This window comes from Clostridium sp., assembly GCF_051656525.1.
Taxonomy (GTDB): Bacteria; Bacillota; Clostridia; order Clostridiales; family Clostridiaceae; genus Clostridium.
In genome coordinates this window covers 60,100-72,913 of sequence record NZ_JBOGCC010000366.1, presented here as the reverse complement: position 1 = coordinate 72,913, position 12,814 = coordinate 60,100, and the positions used below count along the sequence as shown (strand labels likewise).

The 12,814-nt window shown below is 27.4% G+C and carries 13 protein-coding genes; all 13 read left to right on the top strand.

All coding sequences use genetic code 11. The features are described from left to right. The coding region (locus ACRDDY_RS18085) for an FtsX-like permease family protein (RefSeq protein ID WP_438566322.1) at positions 1-405 on the top strand (405 nt) is incomplete at its 5' end. 274 nt (positions 406-679) lie between these two features. Beyond that, complete coding sequence (gene htpG / locus ACRDDY_RS18080) at positions 680-2,551, top strand: molecular chaperone HtpG (RefSeq protein WP_438566321.1); 1,872 nt, start codon at positions 680-682, stop codon at positions 2,549-2,551. Between the two features lie 395 nt (positions 2,552-2,946). Continuing rightward, the gene (locus ACRDDY_RS18075) at positions 2,947-4,515 is read left to right on the top strand and encodes a chloride channel protein (RefSeq protein WP_438566320.1); all 1,569 of its coding nucleotides are present in this window, start codon (positions 2,947-2,949) and stop codon (positions 4,513-4,515) included. A 308-nt stretch (positions 4,516-4,823) separates the two neighbouring features. Further along, complete coding sequence (locus tag ACRDDY_RS18070; protein ID WP_438566319.1) at positions 4,824-5,564, top strand: metallophosphoesterase; 741 nt, start codon at positions 4,824-4,826, stop codon at positions 5,562-5,564. 165 nt (positions 5,565-5,729) lie between these two features. After that, positions 5,730-6,239: a YbhB/YbcL family Raf kinase inhibitor-like protein gene (locus ACRDDY_RS18065; RefSeq protein WP_438566318.1), complete on the top strand. Its 510-nt coding sequence runs from the start codon at positions 5,730-5,732 to the stop codon at positions 6,237-6,239. Between the two features lie 222 nt (positions 6,240-6,461). Then, the gene (locus tag ACRDDY_RS18060) at positions 6,462-7,418 is read left to right on the top strand and encodes a DMT family transporter (protein ID WP_438566317.1); all 957 of its coding nucleotides are present in this window, start codon (positions 6,462-6,464) and stop codon (positions 7,416-7,418) included. Between the two features lie 246 nt (positions 7,419-7,664). After that, a complete protein-coding gene (locus tag ACRDDY_RS18055; protein ID WP_438566316.1) occupies positions 7,665-8,018 on the top strand; it encodes a DUF6508 domain-containing protein in 354 nt (117 codons plus the stop codon). 285 nt (positions 8,019-8,303) lie between these two features. Then, complete coding sequence (locus ACRDDY_RS18050; RefSeq protein ID WP_438566315.1) at positions 8,304-8,525, top strand: YgjV family protein; 222 nt, start codon at positions 8,304-8,306, stop codon at positions 8,523-8,525. A 75-nt stretch (positions 8,526-8,600) separates the two neighbouring features. Beyond that, on the top strand, positions 8,601-9,056 hold the full coding sequence (locus ACRDDY_RS18045) for a GNAT family N-acetyltransferase (protein WP_438566314.1): 456 nt from the start codon (positions 8,601-8,603) through the stop codon (positions 9,054-9,056). A gap of 100 nt (positions 9,057-9,156) precedes the next feature. Then, positions 9,157-9,381 carry a hypothetical protein gene (locus tag ACRDDY_RS18040; RefSeq protein ID WP_438566313.1) on the top strand — a complete coding sequence of 75 codons (225 nt, stop codon included), beginning with the start codon at positions 9,157-9,159 and terminating at the stop codon, positions 9,379-9,381. Positions 9,382-9,399: 18 nt separating this feature from the next. After that, positions 9,400-9,678, top strand: a complete 279-nt coding sequence (locus tag ACRDDY_RS18035; protein ID WP_438566312.1) for an ArsR/SmtB family transcription factor — start codon at positions 9,400-9,402, stop codon at positions 9,676-9,678. 150 nt (positions 9,679-9,828) lie between these two features. Continuing rightward, entirely contained in the window at positions 9,829-12,285 is a 2,457-nt protein-coding gene (locus tag ACRDDY_RS18030) for a DsrE/DsrF/DrsH-like family protein (protein WP_438566311.1), read from the top strand. 143 nt (positions 12,286-12,428) lie between these two features. Further along, entirely contained in the window at positions 12,429-12,758 is a 330-nt protein-coding gene (locus tag ACRDDY_RS18025; RefSeq protein WP_438566310.1) for a rhodanese-like domain-containing protein, read from the top strand. The last annotated feature ends 56 nt before the right edge of the window (positions 12,759-12,814 follow it).

The following is a 12,814-nucleotide window of genomic DNA, read 5'->3' as shown; positions in this document are numbered from 1 at the left end:
GCAAAGCAAGGACAAAGTCAAATGACATCAATGATTCTTTATATAGCAATGTATATAGGAGTAATATTCCTAGTATCAAGTGCAGCGGTACTGTCACTTCAACAACTTTCAGAAGCAAGTGATAGTTATGATAGATATGTAGCACTTAGAAAAATTGGAGCATCTAAAAAATCGATAAATAGAACTATATTTACTCAAACATTAACGTACTTTGGATTACCACTAATTTTAGCATTAATTCACTCAACAATAGGAATATATGTATCAGAAGAATTTATAGCAAATTTTGGTAAATCAAGTATAGTTGATGCATCATTAATGACAATGGGCGTAATAATAGTAATATATGCAGGATATTTTGTAGTAACTTATTTAGGATATAAGAATATTGTAAAAGAAAAATAAAAAGTATATGCTAATGTTTACAAAAAGAGATTTTAATAGTATAATAGAATATATGATATACATTTAGAATACTCTAAATGAGCATTTCATGTGTTAGCCTTAGTTATATAAATTTTAATATTGTCTAAAAAAATCTACAGTGAAAGTTGTAGATTTTTTTATGTGCATACAGTTATTGACAATAAAATTTTAATATGATATAACAGAATTATGGATTAGCACTCTAATAAATAGAGTGCTAATAAAGGGAAATTTTGGAAGGAGATGTTTCATGATGGAAAAGAAACAATTTAGAGCAGAATCAAAAAGATTATTAGATATTGTTATTAACTCTATTTATACAAATAGAGAAATATTTTTAAGAGAGTTAATATCAAATGCTAGTGATGCAATTGATAAAATTTATTATAAAACTTTAAGTGATAGTACTTTAAGTTTTAATAAGGGTGATTATTTTATTAAGCTTATACCAAATGTAGAGAAGAGAACTCTTACAATTAAAGATACAGGAATTGGTATGACTGAAGAGGAACTTGAAGAAAATTTAGGTGTAATTGCTAAAAGTGGTTCACTTCAATTTAAAAATGATAATGAATTAAAAGATGGATACGATATTATAGGACAGTTTGGTGTAGGATTCTATTCAGCATTTTTAGTAGCGGACCATGTAGAAGTTTTAACTAAGGCTTTTGGTTCTGATAAAGCATATCTTTGGGAGTCTGATGGAGTAGATGGATATACTATAAAAGAGGCTATTAAAGAAAGTTTTGGAACTGAAATAACACTTCACCTAAAAGAAAATAGTGAAGATGAGAATTTTGATGAATATTTAAATGAATATAAATTAAGAAGTTTAGTTAAAAAATATTCTGACTTTATAAGATATCCAATTAAAATAGATGCAACAAAACAAAAATTAAAAGAGGGTTCAGAAGACCAGTATGAGGAATACAAAGAAGAGGAAACTATAAATAGTATGGTTCCTATTTGGAGAAAAAATAAAAAGGAACTTACAGATGAAGACTATGATAATTTCTATTTTGAAAAAAGATTTGGTTTTGATAAGCCACTTAAGCATATGCATATAAGTGTAGATGGAATGATTAGTTATAATTCAATTTTATATATTCCAGAAAATACACCTTATGATTATTACACAAAAGAGTATAAAAAGGGATTAGAATTATACTCTAATGGAGTATTAATAATGGAAAAATGTGAAGAGTTATTGCCAGACTATTTTGGATTTGTAAAAGGGATAGTAGATTCACAAGATTTATCACTTAATATTTCAAGAGAATTATTACAACATGATAGACAACTTAAAAAGATTGCTAAAAATATAAAAAATAAGATTAAAAATGAACTTGAATCTATGACAAAAAATGATAGAGAAAACTATGATAAATTCTATAAGTCATTTGGAAGAGTTCTTAAATTTGGAATATATGATGATTTTGGAGCCAATAAAGATGATTTAAAAAATTTAGTTATGTTCTATTCATCAAGTGAAAAGAAAATGGTAACTTTAAAAGAGTATGTTGAAAGAATGAAGGAAGATCAAAAATATATTTATTATGCTTCAGGTGAGTCAATTGAAAGAATAGAAAAAATGCCACAAACAGAAATGGTATTAGATAAAGGTTATGAAATTCTTTTCTTCACAGAAGATGTAGATGAATTTGCAATTAAAGCACTTCAAAATTTTGATGAAAAAGAATTTAAATCAGTTTCTTCAGGAGATTTAGGAATAGAAGATAAGGAAGAAGAAACAAAAGTAAATGAAGAAAATAAGGATTTATTTACAGGAATAAAAGAGGTTTTAGATGGTAAGGTTAAAGATGTAAAAGCTTCATCTAAATTAAAAAAATATCCTGTATGCCTTTCATCAGAAGGTGAGCTTTCAATAGAAATGGAAAAAATATTAAAAGCAATGCCAAATAATGAAAATGTAAAATCAGAGAAAATATTAGAAATAAACACAAATCATGAAGTATTTAAGGCTATAAAAGAGTATTATGAAAAGGATAAAAATAAGTTTAATCTTTATGTAAATCTTCTTTATAATCAAGCCTTATTAATGGAAGGATTAAGTGTAGAAGATCCAACAGATTTTGTAAATGATATTTGTAAATTAATGAAATAAAAATTAAAAGTGTTACCTTTAGATTAATAAAAAGGTAACACTTTTTTAAAAATATGGAAAATAAAAAATTAATAATATGAATAAAAAAAGAATAAGAATGGGTAAAATATTATAAAAAAAGTAGAGAGATTCAGAGTGAAATTAAATAATATTTTACTTAGAAATAGCATAAATACTAAGATAAGGTTTACATTTACAATTAAAATACAAAAAAGTAAAAAAAAGAAATAAAAAAGAAAAAAGTTTATATTTTTTTAATAATATATCCTTTGAGTTAAAAGTTTATAGAGATATATAATATTAATGTAGGATAAATAAGTTAGTTTAGGCAAGTTTCAAAATAATCTGAATTAAGTCATATTTTATCTACAAGTCAATTAAATAGGAGGATAAAAATGGATAGCAAGATTGAGAGGATGATTAACGCCTCAAAGCTTAGAGTGATTCTTGAAAGTGTACTTGTTGGAATCGGTGTTGGGGTCATAGTATCTTTATATAGACTGGTATTAGATCATATACTTGGCTACACTTATTTAGCTTATAACTTTATGAGTAAACATGTGTTATACATAATTATAGGTTTAATAATTTTAGCCATAATAGGAATTATAGTAGGGCTTATGGTTAAAGATGAATCCATGATTAGTGGTAGTGGTATTCCACAAATCGAGGGGATTTTAACAGGATATTTTAAAGCACCATCACCAATAAAATTGATAATTTATAAGTTTGTAGGTGGAGTTCTAGCTATAGGTTCAGGATTATCATTAGGAATAGAGGGACCATCTATTCAATTAGGTGCAAGTGTAGGACATTTTTTTGGAAATTTAACAAAAAAGCTAAAAATTGAAAAAAGATTTTTAATATCAAGCGGAGCAGGTGCCGGACTTGCAGCAGCTTTTAATGCACCTTTTGCAGGTGTTATGTTTGTTCTTGAAGAAGTACATAAAAAATTTACACCGGTTTTATTTGTATCTGCAATAGCAGCAGCAGTATCATCGGATGCAGTAACATGGTTTTTCTTTGGAAAAAGACCAATATTACGTTCTCATGTACTTGCGACACTTCCTTTTAAATATTATGGATATTTAATTCTTTTAGGGATAGTTGTTGGAGGAGCGGGAGTAATATATAATAAGTCATTATTAAAAACTATGGGACTTTATAAAAAAATAAAATTACCAATGCAATTTAAAATGATAATTCCATTTGTGTGTGCAATGTTCTTTGGGCTTTTTATTCCACAAGTTTTAGGTGGTGGAAAAACATTAATAGATTCAGCATTACATGGAAATATATTATTAAAATTTGCAATTGTATTATTAATAGCGAAATTTATATTTTCAATGATTAGTTTTGCATCAGGAACACCAGGAGGAATTTTATTTCCATTACTTACATTAGGAGCATTAGTAGGATTAATATTTGCAGAAATTTCAATACAATTTTTTAATTTAGATGGAATATATTTAACAAACTTCATTCTCTTTGCGATGGCAGGAATGTTTGCATCTATAGTAAGAGCGCCAATAACAGGTGTAATGCTTGTTTGTGAAATGAGTGGATCATTTACACAATTTGGACCAATTATTGTAGTTTGTGGTGTTGCATATATGGTAGCTGAACTTTTAAGATGTGATCCAGTATATGAATCGTTATTTAAAATAAGACTTCATTCAATGGAACCAGAAGTTAAAAGAGAAGAATATGCTAAAGAAAACAAAGGTGAAGTAGTAGTATCATATATAGTTAGTATGGGATCAAGTATAGCAGGTAAAAAGCTTAAAGAAGTAGACTTAGGTAAGAACGTACTGATAGTTTCTATAGAACGGGAAGGGGATGTGCTCATCCCGAATGGAGAAACGGTCATAATGGCTGGTGACACAATAAGTACACTAGCAAGTGAAAGTAAAGAGATTACTCTGAGGGAAAAACTTGAAGAACTTTGCGAATGTGATCTTTAAGATAATTAAGAATTAGAAATTAAAAAATTAGAATTAGGTTGAATCGTAAGCGATTCTTGGGGGTTTAAAATTTGTCTGATGACAAATTTTATTGAAAGAGAAGGATTTAAGTGAAGAGTTAATAAGTAAGAGGAAATTTAATTTAAAATTCAAAACAAAAAAGAAATTGGCAACGCCAATTTCTTTTTTATTTCGAAAATGCACTCTAGCGAGTTTTTCCTCAATTCTTAATTCTTAACTACGTTAAGTTGGAATTTAAGAAAAAGATTTGATATAGTTAAAATAATAAATATAAGGAGTGGATTTTAATGGGGAGAATTTTTGTAACTAGTGATGTTCATGGGTGTTTTGATGAGTTTTTAGAAGGCTTAGAAAAGATAAATTTTAAAGAAGAAGATGTTCTTTACGTTATAGGTGATACTAATGATAAAGGACCTAAAAGCTTTGAGACTATCGACTATATTAGAGCACATGACAATATAATTCATATAAAAGGAAATCATGAATATGTTCTTCAAATTGCTATAGAAGGTGATGAAAGAGTAAAAGATTGGACAAAAAATGATGGTAAAAAAGTTGTTGAGGATATGAAAAAAAGAGGACCGCATTATAAAGAGGATATTTATAACTATATAAAAGAATTACCACATTATATATTTATAAATGACACATTTTTATTAATGCATGGTGGTTTTAACGTAGATATAAACTCATCAAAAGAGAAAATAAAAGAAATACTAAAAGAAAAAGAAATGAAAGAAGAGCTTTTATTAAATAGACAACTTTGGTTTGATACCTTTGATGAAGAACTTAAAAAAGAAGACTTTGGATCTTCAGTGTATAACATTATAATTGGACATACTCCTATGCAAAATGCATTTAAAAAAGAAACTAAAGTAGGAATTAGAACTAATAGATTTGGAAAAAAAGTAATTTGTACAGATACAGGAGTTTTTACACCAGCAGATGAATGTGATGGTAAACTTACATTTATAGAAATAGATGGAGATGAAGTTGTTGGGGAGTGGTATGTGGCCTCAAAAATGTAAGTAATTAAGAATTTAAAATTAAATTTACGCTAACAAAAAAGTGGGTAATTTACCTTTAGGTTTTCTAGGTCTATAATAAGAATTGTTCAAGGGAACAAAATAAAAAAACAAAAATTACATAATATAAATATAAGTACGATATGTACATTTTAGGAGGAATTTATTATGATGAAAATTAAAAGTAATTCAATAAACGAAAAAGGATATTTCCATGATAAGCATGGAAAACATGGAGAAAAATTTTTAAATGGAATGCCAAATCATTCAATTGATTTTGAAATTCAAAATGCACCAGAAGGAACTAAAAGTTTTGCATTCATCTTAGATGACCATGATGCAATTCCAGTATGCGGATTCACTTGGATTCATTGGGCAGGAGCTAATTTAAAGAAAACTAAGGTTGAAGAAGGAGAAGCTTCTAATACTTCAAATTTTGTTCAAGGAGTTAACAGCTGGGGAGCACCGATACTAGGTGGAGATGCATTATCTAGAGAAGATGCTTCAAACTATGGTGGAATGGCACCTCCAAACTGTGAACACACTTATGAATTAAGAGTATACGCATTAGATACAGATTTAAATTTAGAAAATGGATTCCTAGTTAATGACTTATATAATGCAATGAGAGGACACATTTTAGAAGTTGCAACATTAGAAGGTATGTATAGAAACTAATTCAATAAAATATGATAAAAAAATTAATCGGAAAAGAGATTTAAGAAAAGATCTAAAAGGACCTAATAAAATAAGAATTGAGAAAAAAAGCTTCTATTTAGATAGAAGTTTTTTTCTTAAAGATAAATAATTTAAAGTTAATTTAAAATTAATATACTTAATATTGGATTAATATGCTTGAGGTAAACTTAGTATATTAAATTAAGAAAAGAAGGAAAAAATATGAAAAAATATATAGGATTAATATTAATATCTACATTTTTATTTAGCACAATGGAAATAGCAATTAAATGTACTGATGGAGCATTTAATTCAATTCAGTTGAACTTTATAAGATTTCTTATAGGAGGATTAGTATTATTACCATTAGCAATGAAAAAATTAAAGAAAAAAGGAAGAAGATTAGACTTAAAAGATTTAGGATATTTTTTAATTACAGGATTTATATGTATCATAATTAGTATGACATTATTTACTGGGGCTGTAGTTATGAAAGGATCAAATCCAGCAATTATAGCTGTTATATTTAGTTTTAATCCAATATTTACGATTGCACTTGCAAGTGTAATATTTAAAGAGAAGATAACAAAAGGAATTATAGGTGGATTAATTATATGTTTTATTGGATTAATTTTTGTTATTAATCCATTTCATTTAAGTGGAAGTGCACTTCCAAGTATGATGATGGCACTTGCTTCAGGATTTACTTTTGCTTTATATAGTATAATGAGTAAATTTACTATTGTTAAGAGAAAATTAGATGGACTAACTGTAACTGTATTTACTTTTTTAATAGGTAGTGCAGAACTTTTAATAATAATTGGATTATCTCATATAAAAAGTATCTCTAATTTTATGATAAGCAAGAATTTATCAATGTTTAGCAATATTCCAATATTACATGGAATTAGTATGCACAATATAATACTACTTTTATATATATCAATATTTGTATCAGGTATATCATTTGCATTATTCTTTATGGTAATGGAAAATACTAGTGCAACTATGTCATCATTAATATTCTTTATAAAGCCAGTACTATCACCAATATTGGCATTAATATTAATTCATGATATGTCAATTTTAGATCCACACAATTATATAGGTGTAATATTTATGGCAGTAGGATCAGTAGTAATTTTTATGATGCAATTAAAGTTGAGCAAACAAAAATAAAGAATATACCTATTAGAGTTTTAAAACACGAGTAGTAGTTGATATTTTAAAGACCCAAAGTATATTCTTTAAATAGTAAATTCTATAAAAATGAAAAAAATCCTTCTTTTCCCTGAAGATATTTAAAAAAATAAGTATCAGAACTTTTAAATTGGAATAATATAAGAATATAGCTATCAAATATTGAAATTATTGGCAATATATAGTAAAATTAATGGTAATAAATTGAAAGAAGAGGGAACTGGGATGGGAAATAAGAAAAAGCTATTGAAGTATTTGGATTATTTTAAGGAAGGAAAGAGAGATTACTATGAGTTGAAAACGCCAATTGATGGTTCTATGATAATTAGGTATTATGATTATAATATAAATGTTTTAAATTTCTTAGATGAATTTACAAAGACAGATATGGTAGATTATTCATATAGTACAAATATGGAGAAGATAGATTTAGCAAAAATAAGTGAATTAAATGAAAAAGAAATAGGAACTGTTTTAACATATTTTTTAAGAATGGAAAGATTTTCAGATGGAATATGGGCAAAAGCTATAGACAAAGGAATCTTTTTAGAATGTCTTGAAAGGCTAAAGGTTATATAGTTCTTAAAAAGTTATATTAAAGATTACTTTTTTGTAACAAATGAAAAAATTGAATTTGTTATACTATTATTAAATAGCAAAGCTTCATTAAGAAGTTTTGCTAAAATAATAAAAGAAGATAGTTTAATATTTATTTTTAAAAAAATAAAAAATGAAACAAATAAATAAAAATTAAAGATTAATATGAATTTATAGGTAATAAAAGGATTTTTATAAGTTAGCAATATAATGTATAATACTTGATGTAAACATTTAGATAAAATAATGGAAGAGGTGACTTATAGAGTGTGGAGTGAAATAATAAATTGGATAGGATATATAGCTTCAGCCCTAATAGTAGTATCATTACTTTTTACATCAATGACAAAACTTAGAATTGTAAATTCAATTGGATGTATAGTATTTGTTATATACGGAATTATAATAAAGGCATATCCAGTTGCAATATCAAATGGACTTATTGTCATAATAAATATGGTTAATCTTTATAAAATGAAGAAAAAGTAAAAAAGTGCTATCTTAAAATTAATTTTTTAATTTAAGGTAGCTTTTACTATATAATACAGGAAGGATGTGGAATAGATGGAAATAAGACTATATACTGAAAATGATTTAGAGAGAATAAAGGAATTATATATAGATGGTAGAAGAAGAGAACTTGCAACGGCTAATTTAGGTAATGTTATTGAATTTGAAAAAGATAAGCCTAAGTTTGAGAAGTTCAAAAAAGGAAAAAATATAGTAGCAGAAGTAGATGGAATTATAGCAGGATTTATTTGTTTAAATGAAAATGAGGTATCATTTTTGTATGTAGGAAATGCTTATGCAGGGCATGGAATAGGGAAAAAGTTATTAGAAGTGGGAATAGATGAGTTGAAAAATACTATAAAAGAAAAAGAGATAACATTAGATTTATTTAAAACTAATGAGAGAGCAAAGGCGTTATATAAGAAGCTAGGATTTAAGGAATCATCAGAGTTTATTAGAAATTATGATGGAGAAGATAAGGTTGTTCTTCATATGGAATTAAATATATAGAATTGACAAATATTATAATAGAATATTAGACTATAGATATATATTATTATAGGGAATAGTATATAATGCAAAGGAAAAGGGGCAAAATAGGGGGAAAAAGATGCAAAGAGAAAAAGTCTTTTTTAAACTATTAATAATAGTAATAATAGTTTTAGGGATAGGAGTCCACTACTACTTTAAAAATAAAAATATATTTAAATATTCAAATATAGAACAGCTTAAGTATAGTGCTATGACTAATACTACAGCTTGGGGAAAAGGAATAGAAAATAATGGTGTTGAAACTTGTTTGTATAAAAGCAAAGAAGAAACTGTATATAGATAAAAGGTAAAGGTGGAGAAAATGGATAATGATTATAAAAATTTAAATGATGTTGCAGAATTTTTAAAAGTACTAGCTCACCCAGTTAGACTTTGTATAGTTAGAGGATTGCTTGCTAAGGGTGAGTGTAATGTTAGTTTTATGCAAAACTGTTTAAATATGCCTCAATCAACAATATCACAGCATTTACAAAAGCTTAGAGCAGCTAAAGTAATAGAAGGTGAAAGACATGGACTTGAGATAAATTATAAGGTAATAGATGATAGAGTAGAAAAAATAATAGATTTATTAGAGATATAGAGATATTAAAAGTATAGAGATAGTGCCTAGATTAAATTTAGGCACTGTAATTTGACAAAATAGAAACTATATCGTAATATTTGAATATATTAATTATTGAGTAGAAAAATAAATTTTGTAAATAATAAGATATAAAAAGGAGATAGTAAGATGAGTAGAGAGAAAGTTTTAATTGTAGGCGGAGTTGCAACTGGTGCAAGTACAGCAGCAAGACTTAGACGATTAAGAGAAGATTTAGATATAGTAATGTTTGAAAAAGGTGATTATATATCTTTTGCAAATTGTGGTCTTCCATATCATATAGGTGAAGTAATAAAAACACGTGATAAGTTAATTTTACAAACACCAGAAAAGTTAATGGATAGATTTAGAATTGATGTTAGAGTTAAAAGTAATGTAATAAAAATTGATACAGAAAATAAAAAAATTGTTGTAAGAAAAGAAAATGGTGAAGAATATGAAGAACAATATGATTATTTAGTATTAGCACCAGGAGCAAAACCAATAAGACCAGATATTAAGGGAATAGAGAGTGAAAAAATTTATACATTAAGAACTATTAATGATATGGATAAAATAAAGGCTGAAGTAGATAATGATAAAGTTAAAAGTGCAATTGTTATAGGTGGAGGATATGTAGGTGTTGAGGTAGCAGAAAACTTAACACATAGAAATATCAATGTAAATTTAGTTGAAGCAGCACCACATATTTTAGGGCCTTTTGATTCAGAAATATCAGAACTTTTAGAAATGGAAATGAATGATAATAATGTTAGTATAACTTTAAATGATAGAGTTGTAGAGTTTATTGAAAAAGGTGAAAAGATAACTGTAAAATTAGAGAGTGGAAAAGAGATTGAAGGAGATATTGTAGTTTCAGCAATTGGAGTAATGCCTGATACAGAATTCTTAAAAGAATCAGGAATTGAACTTGGTGATAGAGGGCATATTTTAGTAAATAAGTTTATGAAAACTAATAAGGATGGAGTATATGCAGGAGGAGATGCAGTAGCTGTTAAAGATATAGTAAATGGAGATATAGCGTTTATGCCGCTTGCAGGACCTGCAAATAGACAAGGAAGAATAATTGCTGATAATATAGCAGGTCTTGAAAGTATATATAAAGGATCTCTTGGAACTTCAATAATAAAAGCATTTAGTATGACAGGTGCAAGTACTGGAAATAATGAAAGAACATTAAAGAATAAAGGAATTAAATATAAAAAAATTTATTTATATCCAATGACACATGCAGGATATTATCCAGGTGCTACAGGGCTTTCTATAAAGGTTCTATATGGAGAAGAGGATAATAAAGTGTTAGGTGCACAATGTGTAGGTGTAGAAGGTGTAGATAAGTTTATAGATGTAGTTAGTACAGTTATAAAATTAAAAGGAACTATGGAAGATTTAAGAGAGTTAGAACTTGCATATGCACCACCATATCTTTCAGCAAAATCGCCTGCAAATATGGCTGGATTTATTGCGGATAATGAAGAAAAAGGATTAAGTTCTTTAATTCAAGTAGAAGAACTTAAAGACTTAGATAAAGAGCATACTATATTAGTTGATGTAAGAGAAGATATAGAAGTTCAAAATGGAATGATTGATGGAGCTGTTCATATAGCATTGAATACATTGAGAGATAGAGTTGGAGAGCTTGACAAAAGTAAGGATATAGTAATTTATTGTGCTGTTGGTGTAAGAGGATGGATTGGTGAAAGAATTTTAAGAAATAATGGATTCAATGTAAGAAATCTATCAGGCGGATATAAAGCATATAAAACATTTGGGTATAAAGCAGAAAGTTTTGACTTTAAAGATGATGGAAAGGAATGTGCAGTGAGTGAAGAAGAAAAAAAGCCTAAAGGAAATATAAAGGAGGTAGACCTTCAAGGAATGTGTTGTCCTGGTCCATTAATGGAAGTTAACAGATATATGAATGACTTACAAGATGGTGATATATTAAAAGCAAGTGCATCAGATGTAGGATTTTTTAAAGATGTAAAAGCATGGGCAAAGAGAACAGGGAATACAGTAATAGATGTACAGAAGGATAAGGGTATAGTAAATGCAACTATATTAAAAGGAAATAAGGAAAAAAAAATTAATGAAATAGGTGTTACAAGAGAAGAGAAAAATGGTCAAACAATGGTTGTATTTAGTGGAGATTTAGATAAAGCAATAGCTGCTTTTATAATAGCTAATGGAGCGAAGGCTATGGGCAAAGATGTAACTATGTTCTTTACATTCTGGGGACTTAATATTTTAAGAAAAAATGAGAAAATAAGTGTAAGTAAGAGTCCAATAGAAAAAATGTTTGGGCGTATGATGCCAAGAGGAAGTAAAAAGCTTGGTCTTTCTAGAATGAATATGGGAGGAATGGGTTCTAAGATGATTAGAGGAATAATGAAAAAGAAAAATGTAAAATCATTAGAAGAGCTTATTCAAAATGCAATAGATAGTGGAATTAAAATAGTAGCATGTACAATGTCTATGGATGTAATGGGAATTAAGGAAGAAGAATTAATGAATGGTATTGAATATGGTGGAGTAGGATACTATCTAGGAGAAGCAGAAGAAAGTACATCTAATCTATTTATTTAACAGTGAAGCACTCTTATCTATTTTAAGAGTGCTTTATTACTTTGCAAAGAGAGAATAATTGTTATAAAATAAAATGAGACTTGATTCATGTGGAGTGTTAACTACATCTGAATCTTTAGTATATATACATGGAGGAAGAAAATATGTCAGAAGTAGTAAGTTCAGTTGTTAAAGAGGTAGATATTAATAATATAGACAAAATTATAGATAACGTAAAAATAATAGATATAAGAGATAAAGGAGAGATAATGCTATCAGGGACTTTAGCAGATGCTAAGCATGTTCCAATGCTTGAACTTCTTCAATATCCAGAGGAATATTTAAATGAGGGAGACGAGTATTATATTCTTTGTCATTCTGGAGCTAGAAGCTTTAGAACATGTGATGAGTTAAATGCTATGGGTTATAATACTATTAATATAAAAGGTGGTTTTGCTAGATATAAAGGCGAAAATAGAGTTGATATGTATTAAATTGAAAATTAAAATTTTTAGGAAACTCGCTTAGGCGGGTTTTTTTTTATAGAGAA